Annotated in this window: 19 protein-coding genes; 13 read left to right on the top strand and 6 right to left on the bottom strand. The window is 58.3% G+C overall.

Translation table 11 applies throughout. The features are described 5' to 3' along the window. The first annotated feature begins 11 nt into the window (after positions 1-11). Together argE and ppc are read left to right on the top strand one after the other, a co-directional pair. The gene (gene argE / locus ACLEXF_RS23590) at positions 12-1,163 is read left to right on the top strand and encodes an acetylornithine deacetylase (protein ID WP_004203688.1); all 1,152 of its coding nucleotides are present in this window, start codon (positions 12-14) and stop codon (positions 1,161-1,163) included. A gap of 258 nt (positions 1,164-1,421) precedes the next feature. After that, positions 1,422-4,073, top strand: coding sequence for a phosphoenolpyruvate carboxylase (ppc, locus tag ACLEXF_RS23585; protein ID WP_017899812.1), 2,652 nt, complete (start codon positions 1,422-1,424; stop codon positions 4,071-4,073). A 46-nt stretch (positions 4,074-4,119) separates the two neighbouring features. On the opposite strand, the gene zinT is transcribed toward ppc, so the two are convergent. Then, positions 4,120-4,770: a metal-binding protein ZinT gene (zinT, locus tag ACLEXF_RS23580; RefSeq protein WP_017899813.1), complete on the bottom strand. Its 651-nt coding sequence runs from the start codon at positions 4,768-4,770 to the stop codon at positions 4,120-4,122. A gap of 69 nt (positions 4,771-4,839) precedes the next feature. On the opposite strand from zinT, the gene ACLEXF_RS23575 reads away from it, so the two are divergent. From ACLEXF_RS23575 to gldA, 3 genes are all read left to right on the top strand, one after another. After that, positions 4,840-5,781, top strand: a complete 942-nt coding sequence (locus ACLEXF_RS23575; protein ID WP_258963789.1) for an AraC family transcriptional regulator — start codon at positions 4,840-4,842, stop codon at positions 5,779-5,781. Between the two features lie 205 nt (positions 5,782-5,986). Next, positions 5,987-6,649: a fructose-6-phosphate aldolase gene (fsa, locus tag ACLEXF_RS23570; RefSeq protein ID WP_423265818.1), complete on the top strand. Its 663-nt coding sequence runs from the start codon at positions 5,987-5,989 to the stop codon at positions 6,647-6,649. Between the two features lie 54 nt (positions 6,650-6,703). Further along, positions 6,704-7,807: a bifunctional L-1,2-propanediol dehydrogenase/glycerol dehydrogenase gene (gene gldA / locus ACLEXF_RS23565; protein ID WP_004203683.1), complete on the top strand. Its 1,104-nt coding sequence runs from the start codon at positions 6,704-6,706 to the stop codon at positions 7,805-7,807. A 93-nt stretch (positions 7,808-7,900) separates the two neighbouring features. On the opposite strand, the gene metF is transcribed toward gldA, so the two are convergent. Then, a complete protein-coding gene (gene metF / locus ACLEXF_RS23560) occupies positions 7,901-8,788 on the bottom strand; it encodes a methylenetetrahydrofolate reductase (protein ID WP_004203682.1) in 888 nt (295 codons plus the stop codon). A gap of 74 nt (positions 8,789-8,862) precedes the next feature. Between metF and ACLEXF_RS23555 the strand changes: the two genes are divergently transcribed. The 3 genes from ACLEXF_RS23555 to ACLEXF_RS23545 all read left to right on the top strand — a co-directional run bounded on the left by ACLEXF_RS23555 (position 8,863) and on the right by ACLEXF_RS23545 (position 11,752). Continuing rightward, positions 8,863-9,036, top strand: coding sequence for a hypothetical protein (locus tag ACLEXF_RS23555; RefSeq protein WP_017899816.1), 174 nt, complete (start codon positions 8,863-8,865; stop codon positions 9,034-9,036). Between the two features lie 108 nt (positions 9,037-9,144). Next, entirely contained in the window at positions 9,145-10,644 is a 1,500-nt protein-coding gene (locus ACLEXF_RS23550; RefSeq protein WP_032455467.1) for a PTS transporter subunit EIIC, read from the top strand. Between the two features lie 91 nt (positions 10,645-10,735). Continuing rightward, entirely contained in the window at positions 10,736-11,752 is a 1,017-nt protein-coding gene (locus tag ACLEXF_RS23545; RefSeq protein ID WP_023319431.1) for a substrate-binding domain-containing protein, read from the top strand. A 2-nt stretch (positions 11,753-11,754) separates the two neighbouring features. On the opposite strand, the gene ACLEXF_RS23540 is transcribed toward ACLEXF_RS23545, so the two are convergent. Beyond that, a complete protein-coding gene (locus ACLEXF_RS23540) occupies positions 11,755-12,663 on the bottom strand; it encodes a LysR family transcriptional regulator (RefSeq protein ID WP_064183867.1) in 909 nt (302 codons plus the stop codon). Positions 12,664-12,754: 91 nt separating this feature from the next. Here ACLEXF_RS23540 and ACLEXF_RS23535 point away from each other — a divergent pair, with 91 nt between their 5' ends. Then, positions 12,755-13,126, top strand: coding sequence for a carboxymuconolactone decarboxylase family protein (locus tag ACLEXF_RS23535; protein WP_004203680.1), 372 nt, complete (start codon positions 12,755-12,757; stop codon positions 13,124-13,126). 38 nt (positions 13,127-13,164) lie between these two features. Here ACLEXF_RS23535 and ACLEXF_RS23530 read toward each other — a convergent pair whose 3' ends face one another. Both ACLEXF_RS23530 and metB read right to left on the bottom strand, forming a co-directional pair. Continuing rightward, on the bottom strand, positions 13,165-15,597 hold the full coding sequence (locus ACLEXF_RS23530) for a bifunctional aspartate kinase/homoserine dehydrogenase II (protein WP_017899821.1): 2,433 nt from the start codon (positions 15,595-15,597) through the stop codon (positions 13,165-13,167). Between the two features lie 2 nt (positions 15,598-15,599). Next, positions 15,600-16,760, bottom strand: coding sequence for a cystathionine gamma-synthase (gene metB, locus ACLEXF_RS23525; protein WP_004203678.1), 1,161 nt, complete (start codon positions 16,758-16,760; stop codon positions 15,600-15,602). Positions 16,761-17,027: 267 nt separating this feature from the next. On the opposite strand from metB, the gene metJ reads away from it, so the two are divergent. After that, positions 17,028-17,345, top strand: a complete 318-nt coding sequence (gene metJ, locus ACLEXF_RS23520; protein WP_002882924.1) for a met regulon transcriptional regulator MetJ — start codon at positions 17,028-17,030, stop codon at positions 17,343-17,345. A 101-nt stretch (positions 17,346-17,446) separates the two neighbouring features. Here metJ and rpmE read toward each other — a convergent pair whose 3' ends face one another. Continuing rightward, positions 17,447-17,659 carry a 50S ribosomal protein L31 gene (rpmE, locus tag ACLEXF_RS23515; RefSeq protein ID WP_002882922.1) on the bottom strand — a complete coding sequence of 71 codons (213 nt, stop codon included), beginning with the start codon at positions 17,657-17,659 and terminating at the stop codon, positions 17,447-17,449. A gap of 252 nt (positions 17,660-17,911) precedes the next feature. On the opposite strand from rpmE, the gene priA reads away from it, so the two are divergent. From priA to ftsN, 3 genes are all read left to right on the top strand, one after another. Next, positions 17,912-20,107, top strand: a complete 2,196-nt coding sequence (priA, locus tag ACLEXF_RS23510; RefSeq protein ID WP_407259972.1) for a primosomal protein N' — start codon at positions 17,912-17,914, stop codon at positions 20,105-20,107. 150 nt (positions 20,108-20,257) lie between these two features. After that, on the top strand, positions 20,258-21,286 hold the full coding sequence (cytR, locus tag ACLEXF_RS23505) for a DNA-binding transcriptional regulator CytR (RefSeq protein WP_004203676.1): 1,029 nt from the start codon (positions 20,258-20,260) through the stop codon (positions 21,284-21,286). 93 nt (positions 21,287-21,379) lie between these two features. Continuing rightward, positions 21,380-22,345, top strand: a complete 966-nt coding sequence (gene ftsN, locus ACLEXF_RS23500; RefSeq protein WP_004203675.1) for a cell division protein FtsN — start codon at positions 21,380-21,382, stop codon at positions 22,343-22,345. Positions 22,346-22,354 lie beyond the last annotated feature (9 nt).

The raw sequence follows: 22,354 nt of genomic DNA, 5'->3' as shown, positions 1-22,354 counted from the left end.
GTGTGTCAACAATGAAAAACAATTTACCGCCCTTTATCGAGATCTACCGCGCGTTGATCGCCACACCGTCCATCAGCGCGACCGAAGAGGCTCTCGATCAAAGCAATGAGTCTTTAATCAATTTGCTGGCCGGCTGGTTCCGCGATCTCGGCTTCAACGTCGAGGTACAGCCAGTGCCGGATACGCGCCATAAATTCAATCTGCTGGCCAGCACCGGACACGGCGCCGGCGGCCTGCTGCTCGCAGGGCATACCGATACCGTGCCGTTCGATGATGGCCGCTGGACGCGCGACCCGTTCACCCTCACCGAACACGATAACAAGCTCTACGGCCTCGGCACGGCCGATATGAAAGGCTTTTTCGCCTTTATTCTCGACGCCCTGCGCGATGTCGACGTCACCACGCTGAAAAAACCGCTGTATATTCTGGCCACCGCCGACGAAGAGACCAGCATGGCTGGCGCGCGCTATTTTGCCGAAACCACCCAGCTGCGCCCGGACTGCGCCATCATCGGCGAGCCCACCTCCCTGCAGCCAATCCGCGCCCATAAAGGACATATGTCCAACGCGATCCGTATTCAGGGCCAGTCCGGCCACTCCAGCGATCCGGCGCGCGGGGTCAACGCGATCGAGCTGATGCACGACGCCATCGGCCGGATTATGCAGCTGCGCGATCTGCTAAAAGAGCGCTACCACTTCGAGGCGTTCACGGTCCCTTACCCGACCCTCAACCTCGGCGCCATCCATGGCGGCGATGCCTCAAACCGTATCTGCGCCTGCTGTGAACTGCATATGGACATCCGCCCGCTGCCGGGGATGACCCTCAACGACCTTAATGGTCTGCTGGGCGAGGCGCTGGCCCCGGTCAGCGAACGCTGGCCAGGCCGCCTGACGGTCTCGGAGCTGCATCCGCCGATCCCCGGCTATGAGTGCCCACCGGACCATAAGCTGGTGCAGGTGGTTGAGAAACTGCTTGGCGCCCAGACCGACGTGGTGAACTACTGTACCGAAGCGCCGTTTATCCAGACGCTGTGCCCAACGCTGGTTCTCGGCCCGGGCTCGATCAACCAGGCCCATCAGCCTGACGAGTTTCTGGAGACGCGCTTTATCAAGCCGACGCGGGAGCTGATTAGCCAGGTGGTCCACCACTTCTGCTGGCACTAAAATCGCCCTCTTTTTCCGCCCCGTTCTCCCGGGGCGGAACGGTGACGATCGTCACATTTCCATAAGCGATGCTTATCCAGCGCCCCCTGAGTTAAATTTCGCAAATTACGGGTATTTACTCGTTTGCTGAAGCGATTTCGCAGTAATTGACGTGGGGGTATTTACGTGGCTTTATAAAAGACGGGTTGCTTATCCGTTGCTCACGTTCCAGCGCAGCGGATATAACAAAATAAAATGAGATGGGGTGTCTGGGGTAACATGAACGAACAATATTCCGCATTGCGTAGTAATGTCAGTATGCTCGGCAAGGTGCTGGGCGATACCATCAAGGATGCATTGGGAGAAAATATTCTTGATCGTGTCGAAACTATCCGTAAGTTGTCCAAATCTTCACGCGCCGGCAACGAAGCTAACCGCCAGGAGCTGCTGACCACGCTGCAGAATTTGTCTAACGACGAACTGCTGCCGGTAGCCCGTGCCTTCAGCCAGTTCCTGAATCTGGCTAACACCGCTGAGCAGTACCACAGCATTTCGCCGAATGGCGAAGCAGCCAGCAATCCGGAAGTCATTGCACGTACCCTGAGAAAGCTCAAAGACCAACCCAATCTCAACGAAGAGACCATCAAAAAAGCGGTGGAATCTCTGTCCCTGGAGCTGGTGTTAACCGCCCACCCGACCGAGATCACCCGCCGGACGCTGATCCATAAAATGGTGGAGGTGAACAACTGCCTCAAGCAGCTGGATAACAAAGATATCGCGGACTACGAGCACCACCAGCTGATGCGCCGTCTGCGCCAGCTGATCGCCCAGTCCTGGCATACCGATGAAATTCGTAAGCACCGCCCTTCCCCGGTCGATGAAGCCAAATGGGGCTTCGCGGTGGTGGAAAACAGCCTGTGGGAAGGGGTGCCTAACTACCTGCGCGAGCTGAACGAACAGCTGGAAGCCAACCTCGGCTATCAGCTGCCGGTGGACTTTGTCCCGGTGCGTTTCACTTCGTGGATGGGCGGCGACCGCGACGGCAACCCGAACGTGACCGCCGATATCACCCGCCACGTGCTGCTGCTCAGCCGCTGGAAAGCGACCGATCTGTTCCTTAAAGATGTGCAGGTGCTGATCTCCGAGCTGTCGATGGTGGAGTGTACCGACGAATTGCGTGCCCTGGCCGGCGCCGAGGGCGCTCAGGAACCGTACCGTTACCTGATGAAAAAACTGCGCACTCAGCTGATGGAGACCCAGGCCTGGCTGGAAGCGCGCCTGAAAGGTCAGAAGCTGCCGAAACCGGCGGGACTGATCACGCAGAACGAGCAGCTGTGGGAGCCGCTGTACGCCTGCTATAAATCGCTGCAGGCCTGCGGCATGGGCATTATCGCCAACGGCGAGCTGCTCGACACCCTGCGCCGCGTGAAGTCTTTCGGCGTACCGCTGGTGCGTATTGATATCCGTCAGGAAAGCACTCGCCATACCGAAGCGCTGGGCGAAATGACCCGTTACCTCGGGATCGGCGATTACGAAAGCTGGTCAGAAGCCGACAAACAGGCTTTCCTGATCCGCGAACTGAATTCCAAACGTCCGCTGCTGCCGCGCCAGTGGGAGCCCAGCGAAGAGACCCGCGAAGTTCTCGACACCTGCAGAGTGATCGCCGAGGCGCCGCGCGGATCGATCGCCGCCTACGTGATCTCGATGGCCAAAACGCCGTCCGACGTGCTGGCGGTTCACCTGCTGCTGAAAGAGGCCGGGATTGGCTTCGCCCTGCCGGTGGCTCCGCTGTTCGAAACGCTGGACGACCTGAACAACGCCAACGACGTCATGACCCAGTTGCTGAATATCGACTGGTACCGCGGCTTTATCCAGGGCAAACAGATGGTCATGATCGGCTACTCTGATTCCGCGAAAGACGCAGGGGTGATGGCCGCCTCCTGGGCGCAGTACCAGGCGCAGGATGCGTTGATCAAAACCTGTGAGAAAGCCGGGATCGAACTGACGCTGTTCCACGGTCGCGGTGGCTCCATTGGCCGCGGCGGCGCGCCGGCCCACGCCGCGCTCCTCTCACAGCCGCCGGGAAGCCTGAAAGGCGGCCTGCGCGTTACCGAGCAGGGTGAGATGATCCGCTTTAAGTACGGCCTGCCGGAAGTCACCATCAGCAGCCTGTCGCTCTATACCAGCGCGATCCTCGAAGCCAACCTGCTGCCGCCGCCGGAACCCAAACCGCAGTGGCGCGACATCATGGCCGAGCTGTCCGACGTGTCGTGCAAGATGTATCGCGGCTATGTGCGTGAAAACAAAGATTTCGTGCCTTACTTCCGCTCCGCCACTCCGGAGCAGGAGTTGGGCAAACTGCCGCTGGGTTCGCGTCCGGCAAAACGTCGCCCGACCGGCGGCGTCGAGTCGCTGCGCGCCATTCCGTGGATCTTCGCCTGGACCCAGAACCGCCTGATGCTTCCGGCCTGGCTGGGCGCTGGCGCTGCGCTGCAGAAGGTAGTCGAAGGCGGAAAACAGAGTGAACTGGAAGCGATGTGTCGCGACTGGCCGTTCTTCTCCACCCGCCTCGGCATGCTGGAGATGGTTTACTCGAAGGCCGACCTGTGGCTGGCGGAGTATTACGATCAGCGCCTGGTGAAACCGGAGCTGTGGGCGCTGGGTACCGAGCTGCGCAAGCTGCTGGCTGCCGATATCAACGTCGTGCTGGCCATCGCCAACGACTCCCATCTGATGGCCGACCTGCCGTGGATCGCCGAGTCTATCCAGCTGCGTAATATCTATACCGATCCGCTGAACGTCCTGCAGGCGGAACTGCTGCACCGTTCACGCCAGGCTGAAGAAGAGGGCAAAGACCCGGATCCGCGCGTTGAACAAGCGCTGATGGTCACCATCGCCGGCGTCGCCGCCGGTATGCGTAACACCGGCTAATCGATGTCTTCCCCCGGCCGCCCGGCCGGGGGATTTTTCACCCGTTTTAGTGGTGCAACATCTCATCAACGATCTGTTCTTTATGCAGCGCATACGGATAATAGGTCGGCCAGTTATCCATCTCTTTCAACAACGCTTCCTGTGATTCATTGCCCATGAAAATATGGAAATGCTGCGATTTACGCGGACCAATGATATGGTCGCTGAACTGGACATATTTTGGCGCGTTGGCATCGCCCTGCTGGCACTCGAACAGATAACGTACGCCCTTCTTACCGGAGGCGTAATGCAGAATTTTGTAGCCTGAATAGCGGTATTTGCAGCTGTTGACGGCCTCGCCGACGTGGAACTCAATCACGTCATCTTCAATGCCAATCTGTTCCACATCGGTGGCGTAGCCCTTCTTATAATAGGCGCGATACTCCTCCACGCTCTTGCCGCCGGGCTTTTTCGCCTTCTGCTCCAGCACCGGATCGAGATCGCCGTTGAGCAGATATGGGTTCACCGACTGCCAGACGCCCTCCCAGTCGCTCAGCGCGCGGTCCTGCACATCTTTATCCGCAAAAATGCCTTCGCTGGCCTGACGCTCCACTTCGGTTAGCGCCGGCCCATGGCTATGGTTGCCGTGGGCGAACGCCTGGGCGCTGGCTAGCGCCATGCCGAGTCCCAAGGCCAGCAGGGGGATCTTTCTGGTCATTACTCTCTCCTGAGTTTGTTATCAATGGCGACAAATTGTTACGATATAACATATCTCAAGTGAGAAGCAATAGCGACAGGCTGGCGCTTTTACCGCTGGAATAATGTCCGGTATGATGAAAAGGGTGATGCGCGGGGCGGAACAATGATGGACAACGATATCAATCAACTTATTGATGCATTGCTAAAAAAGCAGACCAGCCTCGGCCGGGTTTATTTCGCCGGCGAGACGCGCTCGCCTGCTGAACCGGTGGTGCAGGTTGATTTTCCCCGTCTGAATATCCTCCTCGATGGGCAATTGCGCGACCAGGCGCTCGGCGATAACGCCCCGCCCCTGGAGACCCATGACGTGCTCTATATTCCTGGCGATAGCTGGAACTGCCCACAGTGGCAGGCGCCCTGCCTGCTGTTAAGCATCCTGTTCGCTAAGCAGCAGCTGGAGTGCTCGCTGCAGCGCTGGAATGGCAAGACGATCGCCGTTGTTGAAAAACTACAGGCGCTGCGTCGCGGGCCGCGCGTCGGTTCCTTTCTGCTGCAGGCGCTCAACGAGATCCGGATGCAGCCGCAGGAGCAGCAAACCGCCCGCAGCATCGTCATCAGCCTGCTCAGCCACTGCCATGATCTTCTCGGCAGCCAGGCGCAAACCTCCTCGCGCAGCCAGGCGCTGTTCGAGGCAATCCGTCAGTACATCGAGGTCCATTACCCGGAGCCGCTGAGCCGGGAATCGGTCGCCAAGGCGTTCTATCTCTCTCCTAACTATCTTTCTCATCTGTTCCAGAAATGTGGGCCAATGGGCTTCAATGAATATCTGAACCACATTCGTCTCGAACAGGCCCGTATGCTGCTGAAGGGCCACGATATGAAAGTGAAAGACATCGCCCACGCCTGCGGCTTCGCCGACAGCAACTACTTCTGCCGCCTGTTCCGCAAAACCACGGAACGCTCGCCATCTGAATACCGCCGCCAGTACCATAGCCAGCTGACGGAAAAATCATCCCCGGCAAAAAACTAGATTTTTGTGTGTTAAACCTGACTTTTGTGCGCGCTATAGTTTCCTCTCATCCCAGGCAGCGTCGATAAATGTGATCTAAATCATCCTTAATCGCGATGCGTACATTTATCCAGTTTTTGGCAAATTTGTCATCTGGCGATCCTTCAAACGAAGGCCGTATGCTTACCTCAACGACAGCACCGAATTAAGCATTGAGGAAAACACTATGGAACTCTATCTGGATACCGCCAACGTCGCCGAAGTGGAACGCCTGGCCCGCATCTACCCGCTGGCCGGGGTGACCACCAACCCGAGCATTATCGCCGCCGGAAAAACACCAGTCTGGGATGTACTGCCGCGCTTGCAAAAAGCCGTTGGCCCGGAAGGGATTCTGTTTGCGCAGACCATGAGCCGCGATGCGCAGGGCATGGTGGCAGAAGCCAAACGCCTGAGCAACGCCGTACCGCGCATCGTGGTCAAAATCCCGGTCACCGCCGAAGGCCTCGCCGCTATCAAGCTGCTGAAGAAGGAAGGCATCCCAACCCTTGGCACCGCCGTCTACAGCGCCTCACAGGGTCTGCTGGCCGCGCTGGCCGGCGCAAAGTACGTCGCGCCTTACGTTAACCGCGTCGACGCTCAGGGCGGGGACGGCATCCGCATGGTGCAGGAGCTGCAATCCCTGCTGGAAATGCATGCGCCCGAAAGCAAAGTGCTGGCGGCGAGCTTCAAAACGCCCCGTCAGGCGCTGGATTGCCTGCTGGCTGGCTGCGAAGCCATCACCCTTCCACTAGATGTAGCGCAACAAATTCTCGGCACCCCTGCGGTAGAGTCAGCCATAGAGAAGTTTGAACAGGACTGGAATAACGCCTTTGGCACGCTGAACCTGTAACCGGACCCGCGCGCCGCCTGCGGGCGGCATCACGGTCATCGAGGAGGAATCGTAATGGATCGCATTATTCAATCACCAGGCAAATACATTCAGGGCGCAGGCGCCATCAAGCGCCTTGGCGACTACCTGAAACCGCTGGCCGAACGCTGGCTGGTCGTTGGCGATAAATTCGTGCTGGGATTCGCGGAAGAGATGCTACGCAAAAGCCTGGCCGATGCCGGCCTGGCGGCGGAAATCGCGCCGTTTGGCGGTGAATGTTCGCATAATGAAATCAATCGCCTGCGCGATATCGCCGGCAGTGCGAAATGCACCGCCGTGCTGGGGATCGGCGGTGGTAAAACCCTGGATACCGCGAAAGCGCTGGCCCATTTTATGAAGGTGCCGGTGGCGATCGCCCCCACCATCGCCTCCACCGATGCGCCGTGCAGCGCGCTGTCGGTGATTTACACCGACGAAGGGGAGTTCGACAGCTATCTGATGCTACCGCATAACCCTAACATGGTCATTGTCGATACGCAGATCGTTGCCGGCGCGCCGGCTCGCCTGCTGGCAGCCGGAATTGGCGATGCGCTGGCCACCTGGTTCGAAGCCCGCGCCTGCTCACGCAGCGGCGCCACCACCATGGCGGGCGGGAAATGCACCCAGGCGGCGCTGGCGCTGGCCGAGCTGTGCTACAACACCTTACTCGAAGAGGGTGAAAAAGCGATGCTGGCCGCCGAACAGCACGTGGTCACTCCGGCGCTGGAGCGGGTGGTGGAAGCCAACACCTATCTGAGCGGCGTCGGTTTTGAAAGCGGTGGCCTGGCGGCAGCCCACGCAATTCATAACGGCATGACGGCCATCCCTGACGCTCACCACTATTATCACGGTGAAAAAGTGGCGTTCGGCACCCTGACGCAGCTGGTGCTGGAAAACGCGCCGGTGGAAGAGATCGAGACCGTCGCCGCGCTATGTCACAGCGTTGGGCTGCCGATCACCCTGGCGCAGCTGGATATCAAAGGCGACATCCCGACCAAGATGCGCCTGGTGGCGGAAGCCGCCTGCGCTGAAGGCGAAACCATTCACAATATGCCGGGCGGGGTTAACTCCGACCAGGTCTACGCCGCGCTGCTGGTCGCCGACCAATATGGCCAGCGCTTCCTGCAGGAATGGGAATAATCCAGAGCAAAATAAAACACCCGGCGTCAGCCGGGTGTTTTTTATGTTTATCTGCCGGACGTGTCGCCCACTGGCGGCGGAAACGGCAAGCACTCAGGCCGGACGCACGCCCAGCGTATGGCAGATGGCGTAGCTCATTTCGGCGCGGTTCAGGGTGTAGAAGTGGAAATCTTTTACCCCTTCCCGACTTAAAATCTTCACCATGTCCATAGCGATGTTAGCCCCCACCAGCTGACGGGTTTCGGCATCGTTATCCAGACCTTCGAACATTTTCGACATCCACACCGGGATACGAACGTTGGTCATATCCGCAAACTTTTTCGCCTGTTTAAAGTTGGATACCGGCAGGATACCCGGAATAATTTCCACGTCGATGCCCGCTGAGACGCAGCGATCGCGAAAACGCAGGTAGCTTTCCACATCGAAGAAGAACTGGGTGATCGCGCGGTTGGCGCCTGCCTCGACTTTGCGTTTCAGGTTGAGTAAATCCGCCTGCGCGCTTTTCGCTTCCGGATGCACTTCCGGATACGCGGCGACAGAGATATCGAAATCCCCCACCTCTTTCAGCAGGCTGACCAGATCGGCGGCATACATCTCCGGTTTACCGCTGCCCGGCGGCAGGTCGCCGCGCAACGCGACGATATGGCGGATGCCGTTGTTCCAGTAATCCTGGGCGATAGTGCGCAGCTCATCGCGAGTCGCATCGATACAGGTCAGGTGCGGCGCCGCTTCCAGACCGGTTCGCTCTTTAATGCCCTTGATGATGCTGTGGGTGCGATCGCGCTCGCCGGAGTTCGCGCCATAGGTCACCGAGACAAACTTCGGTTTCAGACTGCTCAGGCGATCGATGGATTTCCACAGGGTTTGCTCCATTTCACTGGTGCGCGGCGGAAAGAATTCAAAGGAAACATTAATCTGGCCCTGGACTTCCGCCAGGCTCTGATTCAGGGCTTCCCGCTGATTGGCGTGAAAAAAGCTCATACCTTACCTCATCAATCGCATGTAATGGCTGTTGTATTGCGAACTTCTATACGTTTAGACGTCCAGATGTAAAAATGACGGAAAAGCGCGCGGGCGTCAATAGAAAAATCTGCGTAAAGAGTGAGGAAAAGGCGGCCAATATGAAAAAAATTCATCTTCCGGCCAGAATGGATGCCGCGCAGGAAGAATTCGATCCGATGAAATTTGAAGCAGTTCAAAAAACCAGCATCTCCCCATGTTGGCCATAGCGATTGTTATTGCAGCCGCTTATCGCTTGGTTCAGAGTAAGTAGAACGTTCTACTAGAACGTTCTACTTACGCAATAATGCTTATAAAATCTATTCGGGGATATCACCATGAGTCTGTGGTCAGGGTTCATAAAATCATTATCAAAACTGTCGATGATCGGCCGCGCCTTGATGCTGCCGATTTCGCTCCTCCCGGCCGCCGGCTTACTGTTGGCCTTCGGGGATAAATTCCATATGCCCTTGATGATGAACGCCGGCGGTATCATTTTTGATAACCTGCCAATGCTGTTCGCAATTGGTTCAGCCGTGGGGCTGGCATCAGAATCGGGTATCGCTGCGCTGTCGGCAGCCGTCTCCGTCTTCATCACTAATATCACCATTAGCACTGTGCTCGGCATTACGCCGGAGATGGCCTCTCAGGGCGGAAAATATGCCATGGTCGTCGGCATCCCGACGCTGCAGATGGGGGTTTTTGGCGGTCTCATCTGCGGTATTCTCGCGGCGTGGTGCTATAACCGCTTCCATGCGATGCAGTTGCCTGAGTTCCTTGGCTTCTTCTCGGGTAAGCGTTTCGTGGCGATCGCCACGGCATTTCTCTCATTTATCCTCGGCCTGCTGTTGCCTTATGTCTGGCAACATATCCAGGCTGGTATTGACTCACTGTCGATGGTGGTAAACGGCGACAACCAGGCTGCATCGACCTTTATTTTCGGCCTTGTTGAACGGGCGCTGATCCCACTGGGACTGCACCACATATGGTATCCCTCTTTCTGGTACTCTTTCGGCGATTACACCACTCAGGCAGGCCAGGTGATCCACGGCGACCAGACCATCTGGTTTAAAATGCTGGAAGAAGGAGTGAAATCTTTTAGCTCCGATAGCTACCAAAACGCTGGGAAGTTTATGCAGGGGGAATTCCCGCTTATGCTGTTCGCGCTTCCAGCTGCCTGTCTGGCGATGTATCACGAAGCGCATACTAAGAATAAAAAAATCGCGGCCGGTATTCTCTTCTCTGCCGCGCTGACCTGCTTCCTGACCGGCATTACCGAACCCGTAGAATTTACCTTTATCTTCGTGGCGCCGATCCTGTACGTCTTCAACGCCATCATGGCGGGGCTCTCGTACATGACAATGTATCTGCTGCATGCGCATATCGCTAAATCCTTCTCGGCGGGGCTTATTGACTATATCTCCTTCGGTATTCTGCCGTCGCTGAACGGCTATCAAACCCACTTCCTCAACGCGGTTATCGTTGGCGTGCCGATGGGGCTGATTTATTATTTCACCTTCCGGTTCGTTATCCGTCGCTTTGATGTGAAAACACCAGGCCGTACCGATATCACTGTCACCGCCGATGATAAAACCGACGCGGAGCTGGCAACGGAGATCGTCAATCTTCTCGGTGGTGCACAAAATATCGATTCCGTCGGGGCTTGTATCACCCGCTTGCGCCTGGAAGTGGCTGAGCGCGATGCGGTTGATAAAGATGGCCTCAACGGCATCGGCGCACGCGGGGTGGTCTTCGTCGGCGATAACGGCATCCAGATTATTTTTGGCGCCAGGGCGCAATTTATCGCGCAAACCATGTCGGGGATGATTGGCAAATAACAAGAAGGTGTTATGGTGTGGAAGTAGGCTTACCGTGGGTAAGCCTATGTCTGCGATCTGACGGTAATACACGCGTTGTCATGGAGCGATTTTGAAGAAAGTCAGCATTATAGATGTGGCGAAACTGGCCGGCGTCTCCGTTTCGACGGTGTCGCTGGTATTACGCCAGAAAGGGAAGATCTCCGACGCCACCATCGAAAAAGTCAACGCGGCCATCCAGGAACTTGGCTATGTACATAACGTCGCCGCCGCTAACCTTCGCGCCAATACCACCAATTTGATCGGCCTGATCCTGCGCGACTTCAACGACAGTTTTTCCATTAAAGTGATGGCGAATATCGTCCAGGAGCTGGAGAAGCAAGGCTATATGGTGATCCTCGGCCAGCCGCGCGACGATCATGACTATCTGGCCCGCTGCCTGCTGTCGTTTAAACAGCAGGGCGTCGCCGGCGTGATATATCTGGATGCCGATACCACCAGCAATGCGCTGCCTGCGGCGTTACAAGCATGTCCTCTGCCGCTGGTCGCCGTCTCGCAAACACCGCTCTCCGGCCATCATGACCAGGTGGTCCGCGATAATCGCCAGGCCGCCAGCATCGCCGCCCGCTATTTGATTGAACGCGGCCATCGCTACATCGCCTATATTGGCGGACAGGATAATGACCTGATTCGTCAGCAGCGGCTGCTTGGCTTATACAGTACGCTGGAGAAAAACGGCATGACCGTACGGGAGGAATTTGCTCCTGCCTGCAGCGACAATACGCAGGCTGCCAGTATCGCTACCCGCCAGTTGCTGGAAAAAAATAATGCCATTACCGCCCTGCTGTGCCACTCACCGGATGCAATGATTGGCTGCCTCAGCGGCATTCATCAGGTTGGACGCACGGTGGGAAAAGATGTCTTTCTCACTCAGCAGGTGGCGCTGGTGGGTTTTGAAGACATGATGCACGTTAATTTGACCTCGCCATCCTTCACTTATGTCTCTTCCGCCAGCGAAGAGACAGGACGTCAGGTAGCCTCGCTCATTATCCGCAAAATCAAAGAACCTGCCCTGCCGACCCAGCGCATTACCCTTTCCGGACAGCTGGTGGCTCGAGAGTCAGCCTGAGGCTAGCCAGTCGTCAGGTGCTCATCCAGCAGTGAGAGCCATTGCTGCACGGATTCTGCCCGGTGAGGCGCATAGATCACCCCAAGGCTTAACGGCATGCTGTCGCCTTCAGCGACAGGACAGAACACCACCCCCTGACGCTGGATTGCGGAAAAGGACGCCGGCAGGAGGATCATGCCTTCCCCACGCGCAATTCGCGCCAGCAGCACATCATGTTCGGCAGGCTCTTCCACATAAGCGGGGGTATAGCCAGCCCGGTCGAAAATGCGTCGCGTATAGTCAAAGAAATCGGGGTTACGCTCACGTTTAAACCAGAACAACGGCCGGTGATTGAGCGCGCTTAGCGTTAACGCTGGTGTGGCGGCTTCCGGCCAGGAGGCTGGCACTGCCGCGATGAGCGGCTCCTGATACGGCAATGGGTGCAAGTGCAGCCCTTCAGTATTGAGCGGCAGCGCAACCAGCGCCGCATCGAGTTTGCCTTTGCGCACCTGCTGAGCCAGCGCCGGTGAAGCGTGGCGGGTGATATGCAACGCGCGGGTATGTTCGCTCAGCGCAGATTCAACAGCGGCGAAAATGCCTTGTTCGAAGGCGGTCGTCACGCCCAGACGCAGAGACAGCGGCGAGTGAACGGAGAGCTCACTCAATGCCGCCAGCGTGCGTTCCTGGAGCGCCAGCATGGGCCGAATCATCGCCAGCACCTCTCTGCCCGCGTCGGTAAGGATCAGGCCTTTGCTATGGCGCTGAAACAGCGTCACCCCCAGCTGCGCTTCCAGATGGCGCATATGGCGACTCAGCGGCGGCTGCGAGATAAATAACCGCTGCGCCGCCCGGCTGATGTTATTTTCCTCCGCCACCACCGCAAAGGCGCGCAGCAGGCGGATATCGAGAGAATGCAATCGCGAAGTTGTCATACTGAAAAGGTATCACGAAAAGGGTATTACTCAAGTCCGGCAAACTTCCCTACCCTTCCTCTCAACGCTTCATCACAGAGAGGAAAAAACGATGTCCAGCGAACGTTATATCACCGGTCAGGAAATGCTTCAGCGCGTGGACGGTCACGGCGGGGAAGCCGTCGTCGACAGCCTGCGGGATATCGCCCCCGACTTCGCCCGCTATCTGATTGAGTTCCCCTTCGGCGATATTTACGCCCGGCCAGGGCTTGATTTGCGCAGCCGGGAAATCGCCACCATCGCCGCGCTCACCGCGCTGGGTAACGCCGAGCCGCAGCTGAAAGTGCATATTGCCGCGGGATTAAATGTTGGTCTGACGCAAGAGGAAATTACGGAAGTGATCATGCAGATGGCGGTCTACGCCGGATTCCCGGCGGCGCTAAACGGCCTGTTTGCCGCTAAAGCGGTTTTTGCGGCGCACTAACAAAAAAGACCAGGCCTGGCCTGGTCTTTTTCTCGGGATTACAGCAGCTGCGCCAGACGGTTAATATCCGACTGGATCGCCCCGGCGGTCACGTCACGCCCGGCGCCGGGCCCGCGGATCACCAACGGATTATCACGATACCAGCGGCTTTCGATAGCAAACACGTTATCGCACGGCAGCAGCGCCGCCAGCGGGTGCTCTTCGCGTACCGCTTCCACGCCGACGCGAGCTTTGCCGTTGGCATCAAAGCGCGCCACGTAGCGGAGCACCAGCCCCATCTCGCGGGCCGCCTCCAGGCGCTGCAGCATCTGCTCGTTCAGCTCTTCGCCATTCTCAAAGAAGTGATCAACCGAACCCTCTTCACAGTGCGCCGGGACCAGTGATTCCACGCGCACCTGATCCGGTTCGATGTCATAGCCCGCTTCCCGCGCGAGGATCACCAGCTTGCGCATCACATCTTTACCGGACAGATCGACGCGCGGATCCGGCTCGGTCAGCCCCTGCTGCCACGCCTGATCCACCAGGTCGGTGAACGGCACGGTGCCATCGAACTGCAGGAACAGCCAGGAGAGCGTTCCCGAGAAGATACCGCTCAGGCCGAGGATGGTATCGCCGCTGTCGATCAGGTCGCGCACCGTATGGTTCACCGGCAAGCCGGCGCCCACGGTGGCGTTATACAGCCAGTGGCGCCCCGTCTTCTCAAACGCGTCGTGGATCTGGCGATACTTATCGCTGCTGCTGGCCCCCGCCAGCTTGTTGGCGCTGATCACGTGGAAGCCATGGCTGGCGAAATCAAGATACTGGTCGGCCAGCTGTTCGCTGGCGGTGACGTCCAGCACCACTAAATCATCGTACGGGTGCGCGCGCATCCACAGGAACAGCGACTCTTCATCCTGCTCCACCGCTTCATCGTTGAAGAAAGCCAGCGCCCGGCTGGCGTCCAGCCCGTCATAGTTCAGCAGACTGCGTTTACTGTCGACCACGCCGGCGAGAACAAACTCAAAGCCGGTGCGCGCCGAGAGCGTGGTTTGTTCACGGGCGAACAGCTCCAGCCAGCGGGAACCGATGTTTCCTTTGCCGAACAGCATCAGGCCAATACGCTTTTCGGCACGAAACAAGGACTGGTGCAGCCCCTGGATCAGGCTTTCCGTCGGCCCGGCGCGCAGCACGGCCACCAGGCTGATTCCTTCTTCCGACTGCCAGGTGAACTCCACTGGCTGCCCTTTCAGCTGCTGCCAGAAACGGTGGCAATGCAGGGGGTTACGGGTGACGCCAGCGCCCACCATCGCCACCAGCGCCAGCTTCTGACGCAGACGCAGCTCGCCCGGCAGACCTGCTTCATCGAGCAGCTTCAGCGCGCTGTCGGCCACCTCGGAGGTATAGCAAAACTGCAGCAGCTTGCGGTCGGCATGGACGCCAACGGCTAACGGGCGCAGCTGGGCGCGTTTGAGCAGGGCGTCCAGCTCTTTATGCGCCAGTTTGAAATCTTGACCGGCCGGCACCTGGAACTCCACCAGGCAGACGTCGTCATGGCTGGTGACAATCCGGGCGCCAGTACCGGAGGCCAGCACGCGCTCAATGCGCGTGGAACCCTGTTCCGGCGTATAGCTGCAGCGTAACTGCAGATCGATATCGCTGGCGGAAACCGGCTGTAGCGTGCGGGCATGGAGCACCGGCGCGGCCAGACGCGCCAACTCGCTGGCTTCGTCCAGACGCAGCAGCGGCAGCAGACAGGCGTCTTTCACCTTGCGCGGATCCGCGCTGTACACCCCGGCGACGTCGCTCCAGATAGTGACGCGGGAAGCGCCCGCCAGCGCACCGATCTGGGTGGCGGAGTAGTCAGACCCGTTACGGCCCAGCAGGACGGTTTCACCGGCCTGGTTGCGGGAGATAAAGCCGGTCACCACCAGACGTTTGTTAGGATGCTGCGCCATCAGCTGCTGCAGCAGTGGATAGGATAATCCTTCATCCACCTGCGGCTGCGCGGCACGTTCCGCGCGCAGGAACGCGCGCGCGTCAAGCCAGGCGGCTTCCATTCCCAGCTGGTTGAGAACCGCCGCCATCAGGCGCGCGGACCACACTTCCCCATGGCCGACCACTTCCGCATAGACCGCTTCGGAAACCCCGCCGTCCAGCAGACCAGCCAGACGCTCAAGGTCGTGGATAAAGGCGGCTATCAGCGTATCCGCCGCCGCAGGCTCCACCAGACCACCAATCAGTTCGGTGTGATAGCGGCGAAGCGACTGCTGAACCTGATGCGCAGCAAGGCGATCGCTCTGGCTAAGCTTAAGCCAGCTGATCAGCTGGTTGGTGGTGCTGCCAGCGGCGGAGACGACCATCATGTCCCCCGCCTGCGAATACTCCTTCATGATCCCCGCGACGCGCAGGTAACATTTCGCATCCGCTAAACTACTCCCACCAAATTTGTGCAGCTGACGACCCTTCGCCCCTGCCTGCGCAATCACACTCATCTTTATTCCTCGTTTGCTGCCCGGAAGCCATTTTCCAGGTCGGCAATTAAATCTTCACCATCTTCAATACCGGTCGAAATACGCAGGAGCGTTTCTGAAATTCCGGCGGCGGCACGCGCTTCAGGCGCCATGCCGGCATGCGTCATCGTTGCCGCATGGGAAATCAGGCTTTCAACGCCCCCCAGCGATTCCGCCAGTGTAAACAGCGACAGCCCGCTCAGGAAACGGCGCAGCGTCTGCTCGTCACCGTCCAGCTCGAAGCTTAACATTGCGCCAAAACCTTTTTGCTGACGCGCCGCAATTTCATGCCCCTGGTTTTCCGGCAGCGACGGATGATACAGCTTTTTCACCAGTGGCTGGGTTTTCAGATACTCGACAATCGCCAGGGCATTACGCTGCGCCACTTCCATGCGTGGAGAAAGCGTCCGCAGCCCGCGCAACAGCAGATAGCTGTCGAAGGCGCTGCCGGTGACGCCAATATTATTCGCCCACCATGCCAGTTCGGTGACAGTCGCCGGATCGTTGGCAATCACCACCCCGGCCACCACATCAGAGTGACCATTAAGGTATTTAGTACAGGAGTGCAACACCAGATCGGCGCCCAGCGCCAGCGGGTTTTGCAGCGCCGGACTCAGGAAGGTGTTATCGACCACGCTGATCGCCCCGGCTTCGCGCGCCAGACCACAGATTTTCGCAATATCCACTACCCGCAGCAATGGATTACTTGGGCTTTCGACCAGCACCAGCTTCGGTTTTTCCGCCAACGCCGCCCGCAGCGCCTGCTCATCGTTTTGATCGACGAACTGAACGCGATAGCAGCCGCGCTTCGCCAGGCTATCGAACAGACGGTAGCTGCCGCCGTAGCAGTCATGCGGCGCCACCAGCAGATCGCCAGGCTTAAGGAACACCGTCGTCACCAGCAGGATCGCCGACATACCGGTATTGGTCAGCACCGCGCCAGCGCCGCCCTCCAGCTCCGCTAAGGCACGCTGCACCACATCACGCGTCGGGTTGCCGCGGCGGGAGTAGTCGTGAGCGCGAGGTTCATTAAAGTCGGTGAAGTTATAGGTACTGGAGAGGTGGATCGGCGGGACAACGCAACCGTACTGCTCGTCGTCATTTAAACCGCTACGCACTGCGATGGTGGCCTGTTTACGCGTCATGTTGGGAAGTTCCTGGGCTGAATCGGTGAAAAGTCAGGCTCCAGAGTAATCATTGTCACAATAGACGTCAATACATCTGGACATCTAAACTTCTTTGCGTATAGATTGAGCAAAGTGCAAATAGCCGTTAAAATTATATGCATTAGCGCACGTCGGCGGCGGCTTATCTCATGTCAGAAAGCCTGCGCTTACGGTAAACTACGCGCAATTATAGCCCGGGCGGAATATTCTGGCCCTTCACTAATAAACAGAGGATTAAGGTATCTCATGGCTGAATGGAGCGGCGAATATATCAGCCCATACGCTGAGCACGGTAAGAAGAGTGAGCAAGTAAAGAAAATTACGGTTTCCATTCCTCTGAAGGTGTTAAAAATCCTCACCGATGAACGTACGCGTCGTCAGGTGAATAACCTGCGTCACGCGACCAACAGCGAGCTGCTGTGCGAAGCGTTCCTGCATGCCTTTACCGGACAACCGTTGCCTAACGATGAAGACCTGCGTAAAGAGCGCAGCGATGAGATCCCGGAAGCGGCGAAAGCGATTATGCGTGAACTGGGTATCGACCCGGATACGTGGGAATACTGAGACAATAAAAAGGGCGGAAGCACTCTTCCGCCCTTTTTCTTTCTCGCCCAGGCAGGCGAGAGACACAAAAAAGCCGCCCTGAGGCGGCTTCTTCTGGCAACTTACTTGCTGCCCGGGATGCTGAAGCGCTTGTTGAAGCGGTCAACACGGCCACCGGTAGCAACATCACGCTGTTTGCCGGTGAAGAACGGGTGGCATTTGCCGCACACGTCGAGGTTCAGGTCATGACCTACAGTGGAGCGGATTTTCATGACATTACCGCAAGAACAGGTAGCAGTAATTTCGTCGTAATTTGGGTGAATACCTTTTTTCATGGGAGAACCTCAGTTAAGGCCGCGTCGCTCTTCCAGCCCTAACGCCAGACACCACGCGATATTAGTAATTTCCCGTCGCCCTCTACGCTGCTGACAGCGTGAAGCACACGGTAATGGTCAATCTTCAATGCGATATAAAGCGCATCAAAGGCGGCGAATCATACAGAATTTGACCAGCATATGCAAACTGATCCGCGCCGCCTTATCGTAATGTGTATACTATCCCGCCAGATTTCAAGTCAGGAAGATGACATGCCCGTCGCCCACGTTGCCCTACCCGTTCCGCTACCGCGCACCTTTGACTATCTGCTGCCTGACGGCATGGCGGTCAAAGCGGGCTGTCGGGTGCGGGTGCCGTTCGGCAAACAGGAGCGGATCGGCATTGTCGCGGCGGTCAGCGAGCGCAGCGAGCTGCCGCTGGACGAGCTAAAACCGGTCGCGGAAGCGCTGGACGACGAACCGGTCTTCTCCGGTACCGTCTGGCGGTTGCTGATGTGGGCGGCTGAGTACTACCATCACCCGATCGGCGATGTGCTGTTCCATGCGTTGCCCATTCTGCTGCGCCAGGGTAAACCCGCCAGCGCTACGCCGCTGTGGTACTGGTTCGCCACCGAGCAGGGGCAGGCCGTCGATCTTAACGGTCTGAAACGCTCGCCGAAGCAGCAGCAGGCGCTGGCGGCGCTGCGCCAGGGCAAAATCTGGCGTCATCAGGTCGGCGAACTGGAATTTAATGAAGCGGCGCTGCAGGCGCTGCGCGGCAAAGGGCTGGCGGAGCTGGCCTGCGAAGCGCCCACCCTCACCGACTGGCGCAGCGCGTATTCGGTGGCTGGCGAACGCCTGCGTCTTAATACCGAGCAGGCCACCGCCGTCGGCGCGATCCACAGCGCCGCCGATCGCTTCTCCGCCTGGCTGCTGGCGGGTATTACCGGCTCCGGGAAAACGGAAGTGTATTTGAGCGTGCTGGAGAATGTGCTGGCGCAGGGGCGCCAGGCGCTGGTGATGGTGCCAGAGATCGGCCTGACGCCGCAAACCATCGCCCGTTTTCGCCAGCGCTTTAACGCGCCGGTGGAAGTCCTGCACTCCGGGCTCAATGACAGCGAACGTCTCTCGGCCTGGCTGAAGGCGAAAAACGGCGAAGCGGCCATTGTGATCGGCACCCGCTCCTCGCTGTTTACCCCGTTTAAAGACCTCGGCGTCATCGTCATCGACGAAGAGCATGACAGCTCCTACAAGCAGCAGGAGGGCTGGCGCTACCATGCCCGCGACCTGGCGGTATGGCGCGCCCACAGCGAACAGATCCCGATAATTCTCGGCTCGGCGACGCCGGCGCTGGAGACCCTGCATAACGTCCGCCAGGGCAAATACCGCCAGTTAACCTTAAGCAAACGCGCGGGCAATGCGCACCCTGCCCAGCAGCACGTGCTCGATCTCAAAGGGCAACCGCTGCAGGCGGGTCTGTCTCCCGCGCTGATTGGCCGTATGCGTCAGCATCTGCAGGCGGATAACCAGGTGATCCTGTTTCTTAACCGCCGCGGCTTTGCGCCAGCGCTGCTGTGCCACGACTGCGGCTGGATAGCGGAATGTCCGCGCTGCGACAGCTACTATACGTTGCACCAGGCGCAGCACCATCTGCGCTGCCACCATTGCGACAGTCAGCGCCCTATCCCGCGCCAGTGCCCCTCCTGCGGCTCCACGCACCTGGTGCCGGTGGGTATCGGCACCGAACAGCTGGAGCAGGCCCTGGCGCCGCTGTTTCCTGACGTGCCTATTTCGCGTATCGACCGCGATACCACCAGCCGCAAAGGGGCGCTGGAAGAGCATCTCGCCGCCGTCCATCGCGGTGGGGCGCGTATTTTAATTGGCACCCAGATGCTGGCCAAAGGCCACCACTTTCCGGACGTCACCCTCGTCTCCCTGCTGGACGTCGACGGGGCGCTGTTTTCCGCGGATTTCCGCTCCGCCGAGCGTTTCGCTCAGCTCTATACCCAGGTCTCCGGGCGAGCGGGGCGGGCAGGAAAACAGGGCGAAGTGATCCTGCAAACCCACCATCCGGAACACCCTCTGCTGCAGACCCTGCTGTATAAAGGCTACGACGCTTTCGCCGAACAGGCGCTGGCAGAGCGGCAGACAATGCAGCTACCGCCGTGGACCAGCCATGTGCTGATTCGTGCGGAAGACCATAACAACCAGCAGGCGCCGCTGTTTTTACAGCAGCTGCGCAATCTGCTGCAGGCCAGTCCGCTGGCCGACGACAAGCTATGGGTGCTCGGTCCGGTTCCGGCGCTGGCGCCGAAGCGCGGCGGCCGCTGGCGGTGGCAGATATTGCTGCAGCATCCTTCGCGGGTGCGCCTGCAGCATATCGTCAGCGGTACGCTGGCGCTGATCAATACGCTGCCGGAGGCGAAAAAAGTGAAGTGGGTGCTGGATGTCGATCCTATTGAAGGGTAAGCCTTCTCTTGCGAGCCGGATCGAAAAATTCAACAAGCATCACGTTTTTCATGAAAATTCTGTAACTCACTGCCGCGACTATCTGATAAAAAAGATGCAGCAGTTAGCGCGCAAGGGAAATGCCAGCGCCATTCAGCGAGGAGAAACCAGGTGAAGCCCAAAAAACAAGTGGTTGCCGCCACCATGAAAGACGTCGCCTTAAAGGCAAACGTTTCCACGGCAACCGTGTCCCGAGCGTTGATGAACCCTGATAAGGTGTCGCAAGCCACCCGTAACCGGGTCGAGCAGGCGGCGCTGGAAGTCGGCTATTTACCGCAGTCGCTCGGACGCAATATGAAGCGCAACGAATCGCGGACGATCCTCGTGATCGTCCCGGATATCTGCGATCCCTTTTTTAGCGAAGTGATCCGCGGTATTGAAGTCACTGCCGCCGAGCATGGATATCTGGTGTTAATCGGCGATTGCGCCCACCAGAATCAGAAAGAAAAAACCTTTATCGACCTTATCATCACCAAGCAGATTGACGGCATGGTGCTGCTCAGCTCGCGCCTGCCGTTTGACGCCAGCGTGGAAGAGCAGCGCAATTTGCCACCGATGGTCATGTCGAACGAGTTCGCGCCGGAGCTGGAGCTGCCCACCGTCCACATCGATAACCTGACGGCGGCCTTTAACGCGGTAAACTACCTTCACGAGCTGGGACACCAGCGTATCGGCTGCATCGCCGGCCCGGAAGATATGCCGCTGTGCCATTATCGCCTGCAGGGTTACGTGCAGGCGCTGCGCCGCAGCGGTATCACCGTTGATCCGCACTATATTGCTCGCGGCAACTTTACCTTCGAAGCTGGCGCCAATGCGCTGGAGCAGCTGCTGTCGCAGCCGGTACCGCCCACGGCGGTCTTTTGCCATAGCGATGTGATGGCGCTGGGCGCCTTATCGCTGGCGAAACGCCGCGGTCTGAAAGTGCCGGACGACCTGTCGATTGTCGGCTTCGATAACATCGCGTTGTCTGAATTTTGCGATCCGCCATTGACCACCGTGTCACAGCCGCGTTTTGATATCGGCCGTGAAGGAATGCTGCTATTACTTGAGCAAATGCAGGGTCATAACGTGAACAGCGGCTCGCGCCTGCTCGATTGCGAACTGATAGTTCGCGGCAGTACGCAAAAAATCAGACGATAACCATCAGGCTTTCGGGCCTGCTCTTCTGGTCAAAGGCCCGCCGCTTAAGTAACATGGCGGGCTGACGAACGAATATAAGACAGCGAAACGATAGTGGCACAACGAGATTATGTACGCCGCAGCCAACCGGCTTCTTCGCGGCGCAAAAAGAGCACTACCCGAAGCTCAAGGAATAAGCAAAGCAGCCTTCCGGCAATTTCACCGGCTATGGTGGCGATCGCGGCGGCTGTGCTGGTGGCCTTTATCGGTGGACTCTATTTCATTACGCACCATAAGAAAGAAGAAGCGGAAGCGATGCAAAATCGCCAGGCCGCCGGCAACGGCTTGCCGCCAAAACCGGAAGAGCGTTGGCGCTATATTAAAGAGCTGGAAAGCCGACAGCCGGGCGTTCGCGCGCCGACCGAACCGACCGCCGGCGGCGAAGTGATGAAACCGGAGCAGCTGACTGACGAACAGCGCCAGCTGCTGGCCCAGATGCAGGCCGATATGCGTCAACAGCCGACTCAGCTGACCGAAGTGCCGTGGAACGAACAAACGCCGGCCCAGCGCCAGCAGACGCTACAGCGCCAGCGTTTAGCGCAGCAACAGCAGCAGGCGCAACAGCAACAGTGGGCGCAAACTCAGCCGCAGACCGTGCAGCAGCCGCCGCGCGTTCAGCAGCCGAAGCCGGTCCAGCAGCAACAGCCGAAGCAGACCGCGTCAAACCAGCAGCCGTACCAGGATCTGCTGCAGACGCCAGCGCATACCAATACCACGCAGCCGCGTACCCAGGCCGCGGCGCCGGTAACTCGGGTGGAAGAAGCGCCGAAAACCACCGCCGAGAAGAAAGACGATCGTAGCTGGATGATCCAGTGCGGCTCCTTTAAAGGCGCCGAGCAGGCCGAAACCGTCCGCGCTCAGCTGGCTTTCGAAGGGTTTGCTTCGCACATCACCACCAACAACGGCTGGAACCGCGTGGTCATTGGCCCGCTGAAAGGCAAAGAAAGCGCCAACGAGATGATCACCCGCCTGAAGATGGCTGGACACGCGAACTGCATTCGTCTCGCCGCCAGGGGTTGAAACCCTCAA

The organism is Klebsiella pneumoniae complex sp. WS1778 (genome assembly GCF_049472055.1).
Lineage (GTDB): Bacteria > Pseudomonadota > Gammaproteobacteria > Enterobacterales > Enterobacteriaceae > Klebsiella > Klebsiella quasipneumoniae.
The sequence above is the reverse complement of the archived record's forward strand: the minus strand, read 5'-3'. Positions and strand labels throughout refer to the sequence as shown.